General features: G+C 73.7%; 16 protein-coding genes. 11 read left to right on the top strand and 5 right to left on the bottom strand.

All coding sequences use genetic code 11. The features are described 5' to 3' along the window. Positions 1 to 63: 63 nt before the first annotated feature. The 4 genes from ACFVN3_RS03065 (at position 64) to ACFVN3_RS03050 (ending at position 8,046) form a co-directional block, all read left to right on the top strand. Complete coding sequence (locus ACFVN3_RS03065) at positions 64 to 2,640, top strand: immunoglobulin-like domain-containing protein (RefSeq protein WP_378230441.1); 2,577 nt, start codon at positions 64 to 66, stop codon at positions 2,638 to 2,640. 212 nt (positions 2,641 to 2,852) lie between these two features. Then, complete coding sequence (locus ACFVN3_RS03060; protein ID WP_378230438.1) at positions 2,853 to 5,102, top strand: glycoside hydrolase family 127 protein; 2,250 nt, start codon at positions 2,853 to 2,855, stop codon at positions 5,100 to 5,102. After that, entirely contained in the window at positions 5,099 to 7,105 is a 2,007-nt protein-coding gene (locus ACFVN3_RS03055; RefSeq protein WP_378230436.1) for an Ig-like domain-containing protein, read from the top strand. Before ACFVN3_RS03060 ends, ACFVN3_RS03055 begins: the two co-directional genes overlap by 4 nt. Before the next feature lie 305 nt (positions 7,106 to 7,410). Beyond that, positions 7,411 to 8,046, top strand: coding sequence for a hypothetical protein (locus tag ACFVN3_RS03050; RefSeq protein ID WP_378230434.1), 636 nt, complete (start codon positions 7,411 to 7,413; stop codon positions 8,044 to 8,046). Between the two features lie 48 nt (positions 8,047 to 8,094). Here the strand turns inward: ACFVN3_RS03050 and ACFVN3_RS03045 are convergent, their stop codons facing one another. Next, entirely contained in the window at positions 8,095 to 9,408 is a 1,314-nt protein-coding gene (locus ACFVN3_RS03045) for an MFS transporter (protein WP_378230432.1), read from the bottom strand. A gap of 77 nt (positions 9,409 to 9,485) precedes the next feature. Between ACFVN3_RS03045 and ACFVN3_RS03040 the strand changes: the two genes are divergently transcribed. Further along, positions 9,486 to 10,061 (top strand): ArsR/SmtB family transcription factor, encoded by a 576-nt coding sequence (locus ACFVN3_RS03040; protein ID WP_378230429.1) that lies wholly within the window; start codon positions 9,486 to 9,488, stop codon positions 10,059 to 10,061. Positions 10,062 to 10,178: 117 nt separating this feature from the next. Here ACFVN3_RS03040 and ACFVN3_RS03035 read toward each other — a convergent pair whose 3' ends face one another. Next, positions 10,179 to 10,883, bottom strand: coding sequence for a TrkA family potassium uptake protein (locus ACFVN3_RS03035; protein ID WP_253055131.1), 705 nt, complete (start codon positions 10,881 to 10,883; stop codon positions 10,179 to 10,181). A 160-nt stretch (positions 10,884 to 11,043) separates the two neighbouring features. Beyond that, on the bottom strand, positions 11,044 to 12,420 hold the full coding sequence (locus ACFVN3_RS03030) for a TrkH family potassium uptake protein (protein ID WP_378230427.1): 1,377 nt from the start codon (positions 12,418 to 12,420) through the stop codon (positions 11,044 to 11,046). Positions 12,421 to 12,586: 166 nt separating this feature from the next. Here ACFVN3_RS03030 and ACFVN3_RS03025 point away from each other — a divergent pair, with 166 nt between their 5' ends. Beyond that, positions 12,587 to 13,816 (top strand): acetoin utilization protein AcuC, encoded by a 1,230-nt coding sequence (locus ACFVN3_RS03025; RefSeq protein ID WP_378230424.1) that lies wholly within the window; start codon positions 12,587 to 12,589, stop codon positions 13,814 to 13,816. A gap of 223 nt (positions 13,817 to 14,039) precedes the next feature. Further along, entirely contained in the window at positions 14,040 to 14,138 is a 99-nt protein-coding gene (locus tag ACFVN3_RS03020) for a 30S ribosomal protein bS22 (RefSeq protein WP_003792170.1), read from the top strand. A gap of 502 nt (positions 14,139 to 14,640) precedes the next feature. Here ACFVN3_RS03020 and ACFVN3_RS03015 read toward each other — a convergent pair. Further along, positions 14,641 to 15,522 carry an HAD family hydrolase gene (locus tag ACFVN3_RS03015; protein WP_378230421.1) on the bottom strand — a complete coding sequence of 294 codons (882 nt, stop codon included), beginning with the start codon at positions 15,520 to 15,522 and terminating at the stop codon, positions 14,641 to 14,643. A 61-nt stretch (positions 15,523 to 15,583) separates the two neighbouring features. On the opposite strand from ACFVN3_RS03015, the gene ACFVN3_RS03010 reads away from it, so the two are divergent. Further along, a complete protein-coding gene (locus ACFVN3_RS03010) occupies positions 15,584 to 15,877 on the top strand; it encodes a glutaredoxin family protein (RefSeq protein ID WP_378230418.1) in 294 nt (97 codons plus the stop codon). Positions 15,878 to 15,936: 59 nt separating this feature from the next. Then, a complete protein-coding gene (locus ACFVN3_RS03005) occupies positions 15,937 to 16,611 on the top strand; it encodes a redox-sensing transcriptional repressor Rex (protein WP_205207584.1) in 675 nt (224 codons plus the stop codon). A 125-nt stretch (positions 16,612 to 16,736) separates the two neighbouring features. Here ACFVN3_RS03005 and ACFVN3_RS03000 read toward each other — a convergent pair whose 3' ends face one another. Continuing rightward, positions 16,737 to 17,288: a YceI family protein gene (locus ACFVN3_RS03000; protein WP_378230417.1), complete on the bottom strand. Its 552-nt coding sequence runs from the start codon at positions 17,286 to 17,288 to the stop codon at positions 16,737 to 16,739. A 171-nt stretch (positions 17,289 to 17,459) separates the two neighbouring features. On the opposite strand from ACFVN3_RS03000, the gene ACFVN3_RS02995 reads away from it, so the two are divergent. Together ACFVN3_RS02995 and ACFVN3_RS02990 are read left to right on the top strand one after the other, a co-directional pair. Beyond that, a complete protein-coding gene (locus ACFVN3_RS02995) occupies positions 17,460 to 17,990 on the top strand; it encodes a MarR family winged helix-turn-helix transcriptional regulator (RefSeq protein ID WP_378230415.1) in 531 nt (176 codons plus the stop codon). A gap of 70 nt (positions 17,991 to 18,060) precedes the next feature. Continuing rightward, positions 18,061 to 18,732: a histidine phosphatase family protein gene (locus ACFVN3_RS02990; RefSeq protein WP_378230412.1), complete on the top strand. Its 672-nt coding sequence runs from the start codon at positions 18,061 to 18,063 to the stop codon at positions 18,730 to 18,732. Positions 18,733 to 18,790 lie beyond the last annotated feature (58 nt).

Genomic DNA, 18,790 nt, shown 5'->3' with positions numbered 1-18,790 from the left:
ACCTCGCGGGACCGGGGCTCTACCTCGGCGGCACGACCTGCATCTCGACGAGGAGAGGACGACATGATTCCGACACACCGAGCACGCTCGGCGCTCGCCGCCGGGCTCGTGGGGGCGCTCGCCGCCACGACGCTCGCCGCCACCGTCGCGGCGCCCGCCGCCGCGGACGTCGGCGGGCCCACCGACGACGGGCTCGTCGCCTGGTACCCGCTCGACGCCGCGAGCACGGCCGGCGGCACGACGGCGAACCTGGCCGAGGGCTCGACCTTCGGCCCGGCCACCGTGGTGGGCGGGACGGCGACCGCCGACGGCACGACGCTCGACGGGACCGACGACTACGTCGACCTGCCCGACCACCTGCTGGCCGGCCTCATCGACGTCACCGTGAGCCTCGACGTGCTCGTGAGCCAGGACCAGGGCACGCCGTACTTCGTCTACGGGCTCGGCAACTCGAGCGGGTCGAACGGCAACGGCTACCTGTTCACGACCGGCAACGCCTACCGGACCTCGATCGCCACGGGCAACTGGTCCACCGAGCAGACGGTGACCAAGGGCTCCAACCTGCAGCGCGGCGTCTGGAAGACCCTCACCTACACGCTCACCGGCACGACCGCGACGCTCTACGAGGACGGCGTGCCGGTCAAGCAGGCCACGAACGTCACGACCGACCCCGGCCAGATCGGCGGCGGGCAGACGACCGCGAACTACGTCGGCCGCTCCCTCTACTCGGGCGACCGCTACCTCAAGGGTCAGGTGCGCGACTTCCGCCTCTACGACCGTGCGCTGAGCGCGACGGAGGCGGGCGAGCTCGCGGCCGGGACCTCGTCGGCCGCCGCGGACGCCGACCTCACGGCGCTCGACCTCGGCGACACGAGCGCCGTCACGGAGAACCTCGTGCTGCCCACGACGGGCGCGCAGGGCTCGCTCGTCACGTGGACGTCGTCGGACGCGGGCGTCGTCAGCGCCGCGGGCAAGGTCACGCGGCCCGCCGCGGGCGAGGACGACGCGACCGTGACGCTCACCGCGCTCGTCACGCGCGGCGCCGTCGCGCGCACGGCGCAGTTCGACGTCACGGTGCTCGCCCACCTCGCACCCGCCGACGCGGTCGCGTGGGACGCGAGCCACGTCGTCGTGCCGCACCTCGACGACGTGCGCGGCAACCTCACGCTGCCCGCGGCCGGCGCGAACGGCTCCACGCTCACGTGGGAGAGCGCCGACCCGACGGCGGTCTCGGCCACGGGAGAGGTGACGCGGCCCGCCCACGGCGAGCCGGCCGCCGTCGTGCGGCTCACCGTGACGGCGACCAAGGACGGCGCGACCGCGACGCACACGTACGACGCCACGGTCCGCCCGCTGCCCGCCGAGGCCGACTACGAGGGCTACTTCTTCCCGTACTTCGAGGGCGAGAGCACCGCGGACGGCGAGTCGGTCTACTTCAGCGCGAGCAACGGGAACGACCCGCTCGACTGGGTCGAGCTCAACGACGGCGAGCCCGTGCTCACGTCGACGCTCGGGGAGAAGGGCCTGCGCGACCCGTTCATCATCCGCTCGCCCGAGGGCGACCGGTTCTTCCTCCTCGCGACCGACCTGCGCATCTACGGCGGCAACAACTTCGGCAACGCGCAGGAACGCGGGTCGCGCGCCCTGATGATCTGGGAGTCGACCGACCTCGTGCACTGGTCCGACCAGCGCATGGTCACCGTGTCGAGCGCGTACGCCGGCAACACGTGGGCGCCCGAGGCGTTCTGGGACGCCCAGCGCGGCGAGTACATCGTCTACTGGGCCTCGGCGCTCTACCCCACGACGTCGACCGACGGCCGTCGCATCGCCGACTCCTACCAGCGCATGATGTACGCGACCACGCGCGACTTCGTGACGTTCTCCGAGCCGCAGGTGTGGATCGACGAGAAGCGCGGCAACGGCCTCGGGATGATCGACTCGTCGATCGTCGAGCACGACGGCACCTACTACCGGTTCACCAAGGACGAGGCGTACATGATCCCGCGCCTCGAGAAGTCGACGGACCTGCGCTCGACCGACTGGGACCTCGTCGCCGAGAAGATCGGCTACGGCCAGCCCAACCCGTGGGGCGGCACGCTCACCGCGGGCGAGGGGCCGACCGTCTTCAAGTCGAACACCGAGGAGAAGTGGTACCTCTTCGTCGACCAGCCGAGCTACCACGGCGGGCAGGGGTACCTCCCGCTCGAGTCCACCGACCTCGACTCGGGCGTGTGGACGTCCGTCGACGCCCACCTGCCGAGCAGCCCGCGGCACGGCACGGTCCTGCCGATCACGGCCGCCGAGCACGCCGCGCTGCTCGCGGCCTACGGCGAGCAGCCCCCGGCGCCCGAGCTCGACCTCGCGGTCGAGGTCACGCCGCGCTGCCTCGCCGGCAAGGCGTACGTCGCCGTCCGCGCGACGAACGGCGAGGACGTCCCCGTCACCGTGACGCTCACGACGCCGTACGGCGAGAAGGCGTTCGCCGACGTCGCGCCGGGCAAGAACGCCTACCAGTCGTTCGCCGCCCGCGCGACGACGGTGCCGGCCGGGACCGTCACGGTGACCGGCGTCGCGACCCTCGACGGGAAGGAGGTGACGACCACGCGCGAGGCGCAGGTCGACGCGCTCGACTGCGCCTGACACCCGCGAGGTCGCACCCCGCCGGGGTAGAGGCGAGGTACCGCGAGGGAGAGGCGTGGTCACGACCACGCCTCTCCCTCGACGGACCAGAGCTCTGCCTCGGCGACGTGGCGGCCGGCGGAAACCAGCACGAGCGTCGGACGCGGGGCTTCCCTCCTTGCCGCCGACGACGCTTCCACCACTCGACGACGAGTGAGAAGGAGCGACAGCTCATGCACGTGCACGACTCCAGCTATTCGCGGCGGGCCGTCCTGCGGCTCGGGGCGCTGGCCGCCGGGGCGACCGGCGCCGTCGCGCTCGCGGGCGGCGGCAGCGCGCTCGCCGCGCCCCCCGTCCCGGCGTTGACGGTCCCGAGCGGACCGCCCGTCAGCCGGGCCTTCCTGCGGTCCCTCGACCGCTCGGTGACCCTCGACGGCTGGGCCGCCGAGCCGTTCCCGATGTCCGACGTGACGCTCGCCCCGAGCGTCGCGACGCGCTCGCAGGACCAGATCCTGCACCTCGCGCGCGAGTACCCCGTGGACCGTGTCCTCGCGGTGTTCCGACGCAACGCGGGGCTCGACACGAAGGGCGCGTCCGCGCCCGGCGGCTGGGAGGGCTTCGGCCACGCCAACGAGCAGCCGTGGGGCCCCGACGACTACCCCGGCCGCGCCAGCACCCAGACCGCGAACCTCCTGCGCGGGCACTACGGCGGGCACTTCCTGTCGATGGTGTCCCTGGCGTACGCGAGCACCGGCGAGACGGTGTTCCGCGACAAGGTGGACCAGATCGTCGAGGGGCTCGGCGAGGTCCAGACGGCGCTCGCGGCCATGGGCCGGTTCAGCCACACGGGGTTCCTCGCCGCCTACGGCGAGTGGCAGTTCAGCCAGCTCGAGAAGTACGCGCCGTACGGCGAGATCTGGGCGCCGTACTACACGTGCCACAAGATCATGGCCGGGCTGCTCGAGGCCTATCGCCTCGCGGGCAACGACCAGGCGCTCGAGCTCGCGTCGTCCATGGCGGCGTGGGTGCACAGCCGCCTGTCGGTGCTGCCGCAGGCGCAGCTCGACCGGATGTGGGGCATCTACATCGCGGGCGAGTACGGCGGCATGAACGAGGTGCTCGCCGACATCGCGTCGATCACGGGCGACGACACCTACGTCGCCACCGCGAAGCTGTTCGACCTCAACACGCTCGTCGACGCGAGCGCCGCGGGCACCGACACGCTCAACGGCAAGCACGCGAACCAGCACATCCCGCAGTTCCCCGGGTACCTCAAGGTGTACGACCTCACGGGCGAGGAGCGGTACCGCCAGGCCGTCGAGGGCTTCTGGGGCATGGTCGTACCCGGGCGCACGTACGCGCACGGCGGGCACGGGGAGGGCGAGCTGTTCGGCCCGCCGAACACGGTCGCGGGCGACATCGGCGCGCGCAACGCCGAGACGTGCGGCACGTACAACATGCTCAAGCTCTCGCGGCTGCTCTACTTCCACTCGCTCGACCCGAAGTACATGGAGTTCTACGAGCGCGGGCTGCTCAACCACGTCGTCGGCTCGAAGAAGAACACGCAGTCCACGACGAGCCCCGACGTGACCTACATGTACGGCGTCAACCCGGGCACGCGCCGCGAGTACGGCAACACCGGCACGTGCTGCGGCGGCACCGGGCTCGAGAACCACGTGAAGTACCGCGACTCGGTCTACTTCCGCTCGGTCGACGGCGAGGTGCTGTACGTCAACCTCTACCTCGCGTCCACCCTGACCTGGGAGGCGAAGGGCTTCGAGGTCGTCCAGGAGACGCAGTACCCGAAGGTCGGCGCGACCCGTCTCACGGTGAACGGCTCTGGGCAGCTCGACGTGCGCCTGCGCGTGCCCGGCTGGGTGCGCAAGGGCTTCGCGGTGACGGTCAACGGGGTGGAGCAGGAGCTCGACGCCGTGCCGGGGACGTACGTGAGCGTCTCGCGCTCGTGGTCGCCGGGCGACGTCGTCGACGTGACCATGCCGCTGAGCATCCGCGCCGTGCCGACGCTCGACAACCCCGCGATCCAGAGCATCGAGAACGGCCCGACCGTCCTGCTCGCGCGCAGCGCGTCGCGCGAGTACCTCAAGCTGTCGCTCTACGCCCACATGGGCCTCGACGGCACGCTCGAGGGCGCGTTCACGGACCTCGGGAACGGGTACTTCCGCCTCGGGGACCTCACGTTCGAGCCCGCGTGGTCGGGCGACGACACGCAGTACCACATGTACGTCGAGCGCTCCGAGCCGCGCGTGGTCTTCGCGGGGCTCGACAGCGGCGTCGCCAACGCTGCGCGGGCGAACGGGACGACGTTCCTCGACGTCGTGTGGGGCGACGGCGGCTTCGCCGACCGCGCCGCGTTCCTCCAGAAGGTCCAGCGCACGGTCGAGCAGTTCACCGCGGACGGCCTCCTGAGCCGCCGCGACGGTCAGAAGGTCCTGGTCACGGCAGGGAAGGCGAGGCTGGCATGAGCGCGCGCACCAACTCATCGCGGGGTGCGGGCTCGACCGTGCTCATCCCGCTCGGGGACCAGCCGCCGGCACCGCGGGCCCGACGGCGCGTGGTCGCCACCGCGACCGCGCTCGCCCTGGCCCTCACGGGCGCGGGCGTCGGGGCGTGGGCCGCGACCTCCGGCCCCGGCGGCGAGATCCTGGCCGCGGCCGACGAGGCGTCGTCGAACGTCGCGCTGATCGGCACGCCGGAGGCAAGCTACACCGCGTCGTGGAACAAGGTCGAGGCCGTGAACGACGGCGCCGGCGTGAGCACCGGGGGAGCGCACGACGCGACCTGGGCGACGTGGAGCGGGGACCGCCCCGCGACGCAGTGGCTCGAGTACTCCTGGCCCGCGCCGGTGACGGTGGACCGCTCCGTCGTCCGGTTCTGGTCGGACGGCACCGACGCGAACGGCGACAACGTGCGCGTCCCGGCGTCCTGGAAGCTCCAGTACTGGGACGCGGCCGCCGGCGCGTTCGTCGACGTCCCCCACCCGAGCGGCTACCCGACCGACCGCCTCGCGACCAACGAGACGACGTTCGACGCGGTCACCACGACGCGTCTGCGGGCGACGTTCGACGCGCTGCGGGAGACCACGGCGACGACGTACTCGGCCGTCGGGGTCTCCGAGTGGGAGGTCTGGGGAACGGGCGGGGTCGAGGAGCCCGAGCCGGTCGACCCGAACGGGCCGATCGACTACTCGCCCGTCCACATCCCCACGGACGTCGGCGTCCTGCCCGACCTCCCGGCCGAGATCGACGCGATCTTCACCGACGGTCGCGTCGAGACGGTCGCGGTCGACTGGGAGGACGTCACGACCGACGACGTCGCCGCCGCGGGGGCGTTCGAGGTCACCGGGACCTCGGACGAGCTCGTCGAGCCGGTGAGCGGCACGGTGCACGTGCGCGACGGCGAGCCGGGCGCGATCACGGCGGTCGACCACGTGAGCGTCGTGACGCTCGCGGGCACGGCCCCGGCGCTCCCCGCGACGGTCACCGCCGAGTACGAGGACGCGTCGAAGGACAGCCGCGTCCCCGTGACGTGGGACGCGGTCGACCCGGCGGACTACGCCGAGCCCGACGGGCTGTTCTTCGTCGACGGCGACGTCGAGGGGACGGACGTGCCCGCCGAGGCCGTCGTGTTCGTCGTCGCGCCCGACACGGGCGAGGACACGACGCCGCCCACGGTGACCGTGACCGCGCAGCCCGGCCCGGCGACGTCGGGCTGGTACGTGCAGCACCCGACCGTCACGGTCGTGGCGTCCGACAACCGCGACCCCGCACCGGCGGTCGAGGTCTCGGTCGACGGGGGTGCGTGGTCCGCGTACGACGGCCCGTTCGCGATCGACGAGGACGGCGTGCGCACCGTCGAGGCGCGCGCGACGGACGCGACCGGCAACGTCGGCTCGGGCTCGCGCGAGCTCCGCGTGGACACCGTGGCGCCCGCGACGGTCGCGACCCTGCGCGAGGTCGGCAGCAGCGTCGAGATCACGCTCGCGGCCACGGACGCGGGCTCGGGCGTGGACAAGGTCCAGTGGGAGGGGCCCGGAACGTTCTGGGGCACCTACACCGAGCCGTTCACGCGCGCGCTCACCGACGAGCCGCAGGTCATCGAGTTCGCCGCGACCGACGCGGCGGGCAACGAGGAGGTGCGCCAGCAGGTCGTGCTGCCCGCGCTCGGCGACGAGCCGGAGCTCGACCTCGCGGTCGAGGTCTCGCCGCGCTGCCTCGCGGGCAAGGCGTACGTCGCCGTGCGCGCGACGAACGGCGAGGACGTCCCGGTCTCGGTGATGCTCTCCACGCCGTTCGGGCAGAAGGCGTTCGCGGACGTGGCGCCGGGCAAGAACGCGTACCAGTCGTTCGCGACGCGCGCGACCTCGGCCCCGGCCGGCACCGCGACCGTCACGGCCACCGCCGCCGTCGGCGGGGAGGAGGTGACCACCACGGTCGACGCGCCGTTCGACGCGCTCGACTGCGGCTGACCCGTCGCCCCACCTCGCCGAGGGAGAGCACGGGTACCTCTACCTCGCCGGGGCGGGTTATCACAGACCCCCGGGCGGTGTGCCGGCACCGCCCGGGTCCGGCTCGGCCCTCGTCGCTCCTCGGAGCGGCGGGGGCCGAGCCTCGTGCTGCCCGGGTCCGGCCGGCGGCGGGCGGGTGAACAACCTGGACGCGTGTTCAGTTCAGGCGTCCAAGATGGCAAGATGATCGCGGCTGGACGCTCGTCCAGCCGGGTTCGGGGGGACCCAGCAGCGCCCACCCCGGGCCGGACGAAGAGGTTCATCGCGTGACGACCACCCGCAGGCTGCTCGCCGCCCTCGTGATCGCCGGCTCCCTCCTCGTGCCCGCCGGAGCGGCCTCGGCCGCCGCCCTCGCCGCCACGTCCCCGGACCCGGCCGACGGCGTGCGCGTGAGCGTCGAGATCACCGAGCGCGAGGTGCCCGCCGTGCCGCGGGTCGTCGTCGTGGGCGAGGGCCCGTTCGTCGTCGGCGGCGAGCTCGTGGTCCGCGGCAGCGGCCTCGCGCCGCACACGACCTACGAGGTCTGGCTCGAGAGCGAGCCGGTTCTGCTCGGCACGGTCACGACCGACGCCGACGGCGCGTTCGAGCTCGTGACGACGATCCCGGTCGGGACGGCCCCGGGCGAGCACCACGTCCGCCTCGTCGCCCCGGGGGTCGGCGCCGACGTGCTGTCCGAGCCGTTCGTCGTCCTCGCCGCGCCGGGCGAGCCCCAGGAGCCGGGCGGCACGCCGTCCACCGGCACGGGCGGGACGGGCGGCGGCGGGACGTCGGCGTCCCCGCGCCCGGGCGGGCTCGCCACGACCGGCACCGGGCTCGTCGGGGCCGCCGTCCTCGCGGGGGTGGCCGTCGCGGCTGGTGCCGCGCTGCGCCGTCGGGCGCACAGGGACCGGCCCGCCGCCTGACCACGGCCGGGGCAGAGGGTCCGCGCGACGAGGCGGTGGACGCGCGGTTCAGTCCTCGGCGACGGGGTCCGCCGCGGGCTCGGCCGCCTGGTCCCCGACGCCGGCACGCTCGTCGGCGGCACGCTCCGCCGCGTCCATCGCGCGGTCGTCCACGACGAGCATGCCCAGCAACGTCGCCGCGGACACCGCCGCCATGACGACGAACACGCTCCGCAGCCCGAACACCTCGCCGAGCAGGCCGCCGACCGCCGCTCCGAGAGGCATCGTCCCCCACGCGACGAGCCGGTAGCAGGAGTTGAGGCGGCCGAGCAGAGCGTCGGGCGTGATCCGCTGGCGGAGCGAGACGGTGACGACGTTCCACACGGCGATCCCCGCGCCGCCCACGGCGTAGACGGCGCCGATCACCCACGCGTTCGTCGTCACCGCGGGGACCCCCACCAGCGCGACCGTGCTGAGCACGGTCAGCGCGAGGGAGCGCGCCCGCCCGACGACCAGGACGACGCGCTCGGCGACGAACGAGCCGGCGAACGCGCCCACTGCGGTCGTCGTGAGCAGCACGCCGTACGCGGGCTCGGACAGCCCCAGGGGGGAGTCGGGACCGACGGCGTAGAGCACGAAGATCGCGAACGCGGCGTTGCTCGCGAAGTTGATGCCGCCGACCATGAGGGCGAGCGTGCGCAGGATCCGGTCGTGCCACAGGAAGCGCAGGCCCTCCGCGATGTCGGCCCGGAGCGTCGTGCGGGTCGTGCGCTCGGGGCGGTACGAGCCGGGCAGGCCGACGAGCAACCCGACGGCGAGCGCCCAGAGCGCGCCCGGGAGCCCGAACGCCACGGCCGCGCCCGCCGCGACGAGCAGGCCGCCGAGCGGGGGCCCGACGAACTGGTTGGCGGTGAGCTCCGCCGCGTACAGCCGCCCGTTCGCCCGGGGGAGCGCGGTGCGCGGGACGACCTGCGGCAGGATCGACTGTGCCGAGGTGTCGTAGAGCGTCTCGGTGACGCCGACCCCGAACGCGACGACGTAGAGCACGACGATGCTCCCGGCGTCCGGCACGAGCGCGACGGCCGCGAGCGCGACCACGAGCAGCGCCCGCGCCACGTTGGCGCCGATCATCGCGCGGCGACGGTCGAGCCGGTCGGCGAGCGCGCCGGCGGGCAGCGCGAAGAGGAGCCAGGGCAGGGTGAGGGCGAACGTCAGCCCGGCGACGAGCGCGGGGGAGTCGGTGTACCGGACCGCGACGAGCGGCAGCGCGACCTTGAGCACGCCGTCCGCGAGGTTGGACACCGTGGACGCCGTCCAGAGGCGCCGGAACGGCGCTCCCAGGGGCGTGCCGGCCGGGCGTCGTCGGCGGGGTGCGGAGACCATGGCGCCCAGCATGGCACAGTGATCGAGAAATCCCAATCGATCGGTCGATCTCGATCGCTCGACGTACGATGGGTGCCATGAGCGCCGAGCCCACGCCCCAGGACCCCGCGCCCGGCTCGGGCGCCACGACGCCCGGGGTGCCCGGACGGCGACCTCCCACGGCGCTCGAGGCCAAGGCGCTCGCCCACCCCCTGCGCCAGCGCATCGTCCGGCAGTGCGGCACGCGCGAGATGACCAACAAGGAGCTCGCCGACCACCTCGGCGTCGCGCCCGGCACGGCCCTCCACCACGTCCGGCTCCTCGTCCGCGCGGGTCTGCTCGAGCCCGCGGAGGTGCGGACCGGTGCGGGGGGTGCGCTCGAGCGCCCCTACCGCGCGACCGGCGCGACCTGGTGGCTCGACGACCCCCTGCGCGGCACCGCGCCCGACGTCCGGTTCGGGCCCGTCGCCGCCGCGCTCGACGACGCCCTCGCGGCCGGACCCGACGCCGTCACGACGTCCGCCGCGTTCCGGCTGCACCTCTCCGACGACGACGTCGCCGAGCTCGACCGGCGCATCCTCGCCGTCCTCGACGAGTACGTGGCGACCGACGACCAACGCCTCGACCGCCCCCTCCACCGCGGGCTGTTCCTCCTGCACCGCCCGCCGTCCTGACCTCCTGGGGATCGGCTCGGTCCGCCGCCCGCGTGATGACGAGAGGCGAGAAGTGGCCGCGGGCAGGGCCTGGAGGGGCCGCTTCTCACATCTCGGCCGGACCGTCCCAGCACCGGCTCACGGGCGGGCTGCGAAACGCTCCAGGAGGTCGGCGTGGCCGGAGACGATGAGGAGGTCGTTGGCGCTGATGCGGGTCTCGGGGGTCGCGTAGAGGAAGTCCTCCCCGGGGGACTTCACGCCGATGACGGTGACGCCGTAGCGCTCGCGGACCTTCGACTGCGCGAGCGTGAAGCCCTGGACCTCCTTGGGCGGGCGCATCTTGACGATCGTGAACCCGTCCTCGACCTCGATGTAGTCGAGCAGCTTGCCGGAGACGAGGTGCGCGACGCGCGAGCCGGCGTCGGCCTCGGGGAAGACGACGTGGTGCGCGCCGATGCGCTGGAGGATGCGCCCGTGCTCGGCGGAGATGGCCTTGGCCCAGATCTGCGGGGTGCCCATGTCGACGAGGTTGCCGGTGATGAGCACGCTCGCCTCGAGCGACGTGCCCACGCCGACGACCGCGACGGGGAAGTCGCGCGCGCCGAGCTGCTCGAGGGCGACGGGGTTGGACGCGTCGGCCTCGACGAGGGGGAGCTGTCCGCTCCACTGGGCGACGAGCTCGGGGTCGCGCTCGACGGCGAGCACGTCCTGGCCGAGGCGGTCGAGCGTGGCGGCGATCGCCGTCCCGAAGCGTCCGAGACCGATGACGAGCACGCCCGCGTCCTTGCGTGGCGCCTTCGCCTCGTCGCGGCGGGAGCGCTCGGCGCGCCCGCGCTCGACGATGCGCCGCGCGACGGGGTCTGCCGGCAGGGCGTCCTTCCCGGTCGCCGGCCCGGAGCTCGGGTCGGCGCCGCGGGAGAAGGGGTCGGTCACGGTGGGGCCTTTCGTGTGGTCGGGTGGGGGTGGCGGTGCTCGACGGCGCACGGCGCGGCGCGCGGGCCGCTCACCCGATGATGGGGCGCTCCTCGGGGTAGCGCACGATGCGACGACGGTCGCGCAGCGCGAGGGCCGCCGCGAACGTCATGGTCCCGGTGCGCCCGACGAACATGAGCGCGACGAGCACGTACTTGCCCGCGTCGGGGAGGCTGGGCGTGATGCCGGTGCTGAGGCCGACCGTCGCGAACGCGGAGATCGTCTCGAAGAGGATGACGTCGAGCGTCTCGCCCGTGATCTCCAGCAGGAGCAGGCTCGACAGCAGGACCGCGGTCGCACCGACGAAGGACACGGCGACGGCGAGCCGCAGGGTGTCGCGGGGGATGCGGCGCCCGAAGGCCTCCATGTCCCGGTCGCCGCGCGCCTCGGACACGATCGCGATGAGCATGACGGCGAGCGTCGTGACCTTGATGCCGCCGGCGGTCGACGCGGAGCCGCCGCCGACGAACATGAGGGCGTCGGTGATGAGCCAGCTCGCCTCGTGCATGCCGCCGGTGTCGACGGTGGAGAAGCCGCCCGAGCGGGGCATGACGCCCGCGAAGAGCGAGGCGAGGAGCTTCTCCCCGAACGCGAGCGGGCCGAGCGTGCGCTGGTTCGTCCACTCGACGGCCGCGAAGAGGACCGTGCCGACGACGACGAGGGCGGCGCTCGTGGTGAGCGTGAGCTTGGTGTGCAGGCTCCACTTCGTCACGCGCTTGCGGTTGCGCATGACGTTGAGGATCACGGGGAAGCCGAGGGAGCCGATGAACACGCCGAGGATGATCGGCAGGCACAGCATCCAGTCGCCCACGTAGGGCGCGAGCCCCTGCTCGGTGGGGATGAACCCCGCGTTGTTGAACGCCGAGATGCCGTAGAAGATCCCGTGCCAGGCGGCCTCCCCGAACGTCTCCTCGAGGACGATGAAGCGGGGCAGGAGGAGCAGCGCGATGAGCAGCTCGAGCGACGTCGACGTGATGATGACGACCCGCACGAGCGAGCCGACCTCGCCGAGCCGCGTCGTCTTGGTCTCGGACGCCGTGAGGAGCTTCTGCGTGAGGCCGATGCGTCGCGACACGGCCATGCCGAGGATCGACGCGAGCGTCATCACGCCCAGGCCGCCGATCTTGATGCCGAGCAAGATCACGACCTGCCCGTACGTCGACCAGTACGTCCCGGTCGGGACGACGACGAGGCCCGTCACGCACACGGCGGACGTCGCGGTGAACAACGCGTCGACGAAGGGGGCCGCCCGTCCGCTCGCCGTCGCCCAGGGCGCCATGAGCAGGGCGGTGAAGACGGCGATCACCGCGGCGAAGACCGTGACGGCGAGGCGTGCGGGCGACTGCCGGGCGAGGCGGTCGACGATCTCCCGCCCCTTGAACAGGCGCCCGGTCATGCTCGTCGGCATGGAGCCTCCCTCACCACTCGCGTCACTCTGCCACGGGCCCGGTGCCCCGTCATGTCGCCGCTCCGGCGCCGGGACATCATGCCGCTTCCGGCGCCCCCGCGCCGCACCGGGGTCCGGCGACCGGTCCGTCGGGGCGGGCGCGCGGCGTCGGGCGCTACCGTGAGCCATGCCCACGACCGACCCCACGTCGTCGCCCGCCCCCACCGGTGCGGGCGCCGCGGCGCCCGGATCCTGCGTCGTGTGGAGCCCTGAGCTCCTCGGCTACGACTTCGGTCACGGCCACCCCATGGCCCCCGCCCGGCTCGACCTGACGATGAGTCTGGTGCGCGCGCTCGGTCTGCTCGGCGGCGACGCGGCGCCTACCGTCCTGCGACCCGAGCCCGCGAGCGACGACGTGCTGGAGCTCGTGCACGACCCCGAGTACGTCGCGGCCGTGCGCGCGGCGTCCGAGCACGGGACGCCCGACCCGGCCCGGGGGCTCGGCACCGAGGACGACCCGGTCTTCCCCGGGATGCACGAGGCGGCCGCCCGGATCGTCGCGGGCTCGTACGAGACGGCGGGGGAGATCGCCGCCGGCCGCGTCGGGCACGCGGTGAACGTCGCGGGGGGCATGCACCACGCGAAGGCGGGCGCGGCGTCGGGCTTCTGCGTCTACAACGACGCGGCGGTCGCGATCCGCCGCCTGCTCGACGACGGCGTCGCGCGCGTCGCCTACGTGGACCTCGACGCGCACCACGGCGACGGCGTGGAGGAGGCGTTCTGGGACGACCCGCGCGTGCTCACGGTGTCCGTCCACCAGAGCGGCGCGACGCTCTTCCCGGGGACGGGTCACCCGACCGACGTCGGGGGCGCGGGGGCGGAGGGCACCGCGGTGAACGTCGCGCTCCCGCGCCGCACGGACGGCGCCCGCTGGCTCCGCGCGGTCGACGCCGTCGTGCCGCCCGTGCTCCGCGCGTTCCGGCCCGAGGTCCTGGTGACCCAGCACGGGTGCGACGCGCACGGCGAGGACCCGTTGTCGGACCTCGACGTGTCCGTCGACGCGCAGCGCACCGCCCTGGGGTGGGTGCACGACCTCGCGCACGAGCTCACGGGCGGACGGTGGCTCGCGCTCGGCGGCGGCGGGTACGCGATCGCGCGCGTCGTGCCGCTCGTGTGGTCGGCCGTCGTGGGGGAGGTCGTGCACCGCCCCGTGGCCCCTGGGGAGCCGCTGCCCGAGGAGTGGCGCGCCCGCGTCGCCGAGGTCGCCGGGTTCGACGCGCCGCTCGCGTTCGGCCCGCCGGTCGACGTGCGGCGATGGAGCGGCGGCTACGACCCGGACGACGACGTCGACCGCGCCGTCGCGGCCACGCGCCGCGCCGTCTTCCCGCTCCTCGGTCTCGACCCGCACTTCGACTGAGGTCGTCGCCCTGACCGCCCTCGCGGGAGCGCGCGCGGGCCTCCGCGACCGTCGGCGTACCGGGGCACGAGCGCGAGCGGGTAGTCTAGGGGGCGGATTTCTCTCGTGTTGGTCGGCTCGCGGCGCCCTCGTGGTCGCCGGGGCGCCCCGATCAACCGTGGACCACACGCGGCCGGTCGACCGGTCGCCGACCGACACGCCGCTCGAGCATTGCGAGGACCGTATGGGCTCCGTCATCAAGAAGCGCCGCAAGCGCATGGCCAAGAAGAAGCACCGCAAGCTGCTTCGCAAGACGCGTCACCAGCGTCGCAACAAGAAGTGACGTCGCGCGCGTCCTGACGCGCCGACCCGCCGTCGAGCCCGGCCCCTCCCGAGGGGACCGGGCTCGACGCGTCTCCGACGGTCGCACGAGGTAGAGCCCTGGTCGGCTGAGATAGAGCCCTGGTCGGCCGAGGTAGAGCCCCGGTCGGCCGAGGTAGAGCCCCGGTTGGCCGAGGTAGAGCCGTGGTTGGACGAGGTAGAGCCCCGGTCGTGCCCGACGGCGGTGGTTCGCCTCCCTGGGTCGGTCGCCCCTCCCCGGGCCCTGGCGGTACGGGTGAGGGAGCACCGCGAGCAGTGGCCCGAGGTGCGCGACGACCCGGGTGAGACCCCGCCCACCCCACCCAGCCCCACGCCGTCGGGCACTAGAACCAGGCCTCTACCTCGCCGGACCAGGCCTCTACCTCGCCGGACCGGGGCTCTACCTCGGCGGAGCAGGGGTCTACCTCGCGTGACCCGGGTTCTCCGTTGCGGGGACGAGGGTGCTGGCTCGGGGAGCGGGGTGGTCAGAGGCGGGCGATGCGGCGGTCGACGGCGCGGCGGACCGAGCGCAGGACGAGGGCGGCGGCCCAGGCGGCGCCCGCCCAGCTCGCGGTGCGGACGCTGCTGCGGGCGACGCGGCGCCGCCTGCCGCGGAACTCGCGGATGGGCCAGCCGACGTCCTGCGCGTAGCGGCGCAGCCGCGCGTCGGGGTTGATCGGGCACGGGTGCCCGACCGTCTCCATCATGGTGACGTCGTTCAGCGAGTCGCCGTACGCGGAGGACGCCGCGAGGTCGATGTCCTCGCGCTCGGCGAGGGCACGCACCCCGGCGGCCTTGGCGCGACCGTGCATCATGTCGCCCACGAGGCGGCCGGTGTAGAAGCCGTCCTCGTGCTCCGCGACGGTGCCGAGCGCGCCGGTCGTGCCGAGGCGGCGGGCGATGAGCTCGCCGATCTCGACCGGGGTCGCGGAGACGAGCCACACCTGGTGGCCGGCGGCGAGGTGCTCGTCGAGGAGGCGGCGGGTGCCGGGGTAGATGCGCAGCGACAGGACGGTGTCGTACACCTCCTCGCCGATCGCGGTGACCTCGGCGACGGAGCGCCCGGCGATGAGCGCGAGGGCGCGCGACCGGATGCGGTCGATCTGCTGCTTGTTCTCGCCGAACAGCAGGTAGCGCGCCTGGTGGACGGCGAAGCGCACGATGTCGAGCGTCGAGAAGAACTGCCGCTGGTACAGGGCGCGGGCGAGGTGGAACGACGACGCGCCACGGATGATCGTGTTGTCGACGTCGAAGAACGCGGCGGTGCGGTGCGCGGGAGCGGGCGGGGTGCGCGCGGCGGCGGGTGCGTCCTCGGGGTCCGTCGACCCGGGGGTCGGGACGGGGCCCGGACCGGAAGACGTCGCCATGACCCCACTCTAGGCGGTCTCCGGACCCTCCCGGGGGCGGGTCCCTCGTACCCTGGGAGTCGTGACCACCTCCGACGCCCCGGTCCCTCCCGTCCTCCTCTACGGCCGCGCGGGGTGCCACCTGTGCGACGACGCGCGCACGGTCGTCGAGGCGGTGTGCGCCGAGGCGGGGGTCGCGTGGGCCGAGGTGGACGTCGACGCGCCGGACGCGGACCCGGCCCTGCGCGAGCAGTACGGCGAGTACGTCCCGGTCGTGACGGTCGGCGGCGTCCAGCAGGGTTTCTGGCGGGTCGACGCCCGCCGGCTCGCGCGTGCGGTGGGTCGGATTTCGGCGGCGCGCGCGGACCTGGGATGATTCCTCCCGGTGGAGCGTGACCGTCGACGAGGACGGTCCCAGGGACGACGGGGTGACGGGTGGCTGAGCAGGTAGTCGGTGAGGTGACGGCGCCGGGTATCCCGAGCGCGACGGTGGCGCGGCTCCCGTCCTACCTGCGGGCGCTGCGGGACCTCGTGGCGAGAGGGGTGGCGACGACGTCGTCGGTCGAGCTCGCGGAGCTCTCCGGCGTGGGCCCGGCGCAGCTCCGCAAGGACCTGTCGTTCCTGGGCTCGTTCGGCACGCGCGGCGTCGGGTACGACGTCGACTCGCTCGCCCAGTACATCACCGAGGCGCTGGGGCTCGTGGACGAGCACCGCATCGCGATCGTCGGGATCGGCAACCTGGGGCACGCGCTCGCGAACTACTCGGGGTACGAGCAGCGCGGCTTCCACGTCGCGGCGCTCCTCGACGCGTCGCCGGACGTCGTCGGGACGCGGGCGGCGGGCCTCGTCGTCGAGCACGTCGACGCGCTCGAGGAGGTCGTGGAGCGCGAGAAGGTGTCGATCGTGGTCCTCGCGACGCCCGCGGCGCACGCGCAGTCCGTGGCGGACCGCGTCGTCGCGGCCGGTGTGCGGGAGATCCTCAACTTCGCGCCGCGCGCGCTCCAGGTGCCCGCGGACGTCGACGTGCGCGGCGTGGACGTCGGCAGCGAGCTCCAGATCCTCGCGTTCCACTCCCAGGCCCGCGCGCTCGCCGAGGCGCAGGACCGCTGAACGACGAAGGGCCGCGTGCTGGTGCACGCGGCCCCTCGGGCGGCACCCCTGCCGGTGGTGCAGTGTCCCGGGGAAGGCGTTCCCGGGGAAGAGGGTTCCCGGGGAAGGGTCCCGGGAGTCGGTCGTCAGCCCTGCTTGATGGCCGAGACGTCGAGCGCGATCTTGATCTTGTCGCCGACGAGCACGCCGCCGGTCTCGAGCGCCGCGTTCCAGGTCAGGCCGAACTCCTTGCGGGAGATCTCCGTCGTCGCCTCGAAGCCGGCGCGCGCGTTGCCGAACGGGTCGGTCGCGGTGCCCGCGAACTCGGTCTCGAGCTCGACCGGCTTGGTCACGCCGTTGATGGTCAGGTCGCCCGCCACGACGAAGTCGTCGCCGTCGCCGGAGATGCTGGTCGACGCGAAGCTCCACGTCGGCTTGTTCTCGGCGTCCCAGAAGTCCGCGCTGCGCAGGTGGTTGTCGCGGTTCGCGTCGCCCGTGCTCACGGACGCCGCGTCGAGCTCGGCGGTCACGGAGGTCGACTCGAGGTCGTCGCCCACGGAGATCGTGCCGGCCGTGATGGCGAGCGTGCCGCGCACCTTGGAGATGCCGGCGTGGCGGACCGTGAAGGCCGCCTGCGAGTGGGACGAGTCGAGGGCGTAGGTACCGGCGTTGAGCCCGGCGGGCAGCGGCGTGGCCATGGGTGCTCCTGAGGGGTCGTGGGTCCCGGAGGACCGAACTTGGTTGAAGGTTCAACTTCGTACGAGCGTATCAACAGCAGGGGGTGATCCGTCTATTCCCGGTGGGGTGGAAGAATGTTCCGCGAGGTTCCGCCCCCGAACCGCCACCTGTCCGCGAGCGCCCGAGGACCTATGACCAGCAACGACGTCGACGCCCAGCCGACGACGACCACCGGCAGCACCACCGCGACCGCGGGCGAGGAGCCTCGCTGGCTCGACGCCGAGCAGCAGCGGTTGTGGCGCGCCTACCTCGACGGGACCGTGCGCTTCATCGAGTCGCTGGGGCGCGACCACGAGGAGCGGTCGGACGTCTCGCTCAACGAGTACGAGCTGCTCGTGCGGCTCTCGGAGAGCCCCGACCACACGCTGCGCATGTCCGCGCTCGCCGACGGGCTCGCCCGGTCCCGCAGCCGCGTCACCCACACCGTGGCGCGCATGGAGGCGCGCGGCCTGGTGCGGCGCTCGGCGAGCACGGGCGACCGTCGCGGGGTCAACTGCGCGATGACGCCCGAGGGCTACCGCGTGCTCGTGGCGTCCGCGCCGGCGCACGTCGCCGCCGTGCGCCGGTTCATGGTCGACGTGCTCACGCCGGAGCAGTTCCGCGCGCTCGGCGAGGCGATGGCCGCGGTCGCCGAGGCGTGCAAGGCGGACCGCGACTCCTGACCCGGGTCGCCCCGGGAGTCGTCGGCCCGCAGGTGCCGGTCAGAGCCCGGAGTGCGGGACACTGGTGCGTATGGTCTCCACCATCGTCCACCTCTTGCGCCACGGCGAGGTCCACAACCCCGACGGCGTCCTCTACGGCCGCATCCCCGGCTACCACCTCTCGGAGCGGGGCCACGAGATGGCCCGTCGCGTCGCCGCGCACCTCGCGGGCGAGCCCGGTCCCGACGGCGCGTCGCGCCCGCGCGCGGACCTCACCGTCGTCGTCGCGTCGCCGCTCCAGCGCGCCCAGGAGACGGCCACGCCGGCCGCCGAGGCGTTCGGCATCGAGCTCGGTACCGACGACCGGCTCATCGAGGCCGCGAACCACTTCGAGGGGATGACCTTCGGCGTCGGGGACGGGTCGCTGCGCCACCCGCAGCACTGGCGCTTCCTGTGGAACCCGTTCCGGCCGTCCTGGGGCGAGCCGTACACCGAGCAGGTCGCGCGCATGCGGGCCGCGGTCGCCGACGCCCGGGACAAGGCTGCGGGCCACGAGGCCCTCCTCGTGAGCCACCAGCTCCCCGTGTGGCTCACGCGACTCAGCTTCGAGAACCGCCGCCTGTGGCACGACCCGCGCAAGCGGCAGTGCTCGCTCGCGTCGCTCACGTCGCTGCACTTCGAGGACGACCGCCTCGTCGGCCTGCACTACTCCGAGCCGGTCGCCGACCTCCTCCCGGGCGCCGCGACCGTCGCGGGGGCGTGACGTCGGTCATGTCCGTCCTCGGCACCGCGGCCCCGGCGCCCGAACCGTCCCGTTCGGG

The sequence above is a fragment of the Cellulosimicrobium sp. NPDC057862 genome, from assembly GCF_042797035.1.
Taxonomy (GTDB): Bacteria; Actinomycetota; Actinomycetes; order Actinomycetales; family Cellulomonadaceae; genus Cellulosimicrobium.
Note: the sequence above shows the minus strand (reverse complement) of the source record. Positions and strands in the feature narration are given on the sequence as shown.

What these genes read in the sequence shown, in the direction of transcription:
- ACFVN3_RS03060 (WP_378230438.1), top strand. Translation starts at nt 2,853, where the DNA reads ATGCACGTGCACGACTCCAGCTATTCGCGGCGGGCCGTCCTGCGGCTC.
- ACFVN3_RS03040 (WP_378230429.1), top strand. Translation starts at nt 9,486, where the DNA reads ATGAGCGCCGAGCCCACGCCCCAGGACCCCGCGCCCGGCTCGGGCGCC.
- ACFVN3_RS03030 (WP_378230427.1), bottom strand. Translation starts at nt 12,420, where the DNA reads ATGCCGACGAGCATGACCGGGCGCCTGTTCAAGGGGCGGGAGATCGTC.
- ACFVN3_RS03025 (WP_378230424.1), top strand. Translation starts at nt 12,587, where the DNA reads ATGCCCACGACCGACCCCACGTCGTCGCCCGCCCCCACCGGTGCGGGC.
- ACFVN3_RS03055 (WP_378230436.1), top strand. Translation starts at nt 5,099, where the DNA reads ATGAGCGCGCGCACCAACTCATCGCGGGGTGCGGGCTCGACCGTGCTC.
- ACFVN3_RS03020 (WP_003792170.1), top strand. Translation starts at nt 14,040, where the DNA reads ATGGGCTCCGTCATCAAGAAGCGCCGCAAGCGCATGGCCAAGAAGAAG.
- ACFVN3_RS03045 (WP_378230432.1), bottom strand. Translation starts at nt 9,408, where the DNA reads ATGGTCTCCGCACCCCGCCGACGACGCCCGGCCGGCACGCCCCTGGGA.
- ACFVN3_RS03065 (WP_378230441.1), top strand. Translation starts at nt 64, where the DNA reads ATGATTCCGACACACCGAGCACGCTCGGCGCTCGCCGCCGGGCTCGTG.
- ACFVN3_RS03000 (WP_378230417.1), bottom strand. Translation starts at nt 17,288, where the DNA reads ATGGCCACGCCGCTGCCCGCCGGGCTCAACGCCGGTACCTACGCCCTC.
- ACFVN3_RS02995 (WP_378230415.1), top strand. Translation starts at nt 17,460, where the DNA reads ATGACCAGCAACGACGTCGACGCCCAGCCGACGACGACCACCGGCAGC.
- ACFVN3_RS03015 (WP_378230421.1), bottom strand. Translation starts at nt 15,522, where the DNA reads ATGGCGACGTCTTCCGGTCCGGGCCCCGTCCCGACCCCCGGGTCGACG.
- ACFVN3_RS02990 (WP_378230412.1), top strand. Translation starts at nt 18,061, where the DNA reads ATGGTCTCCACCATCGTCCACCTCTTGCGCCACGGCGAGGTCCACAAC.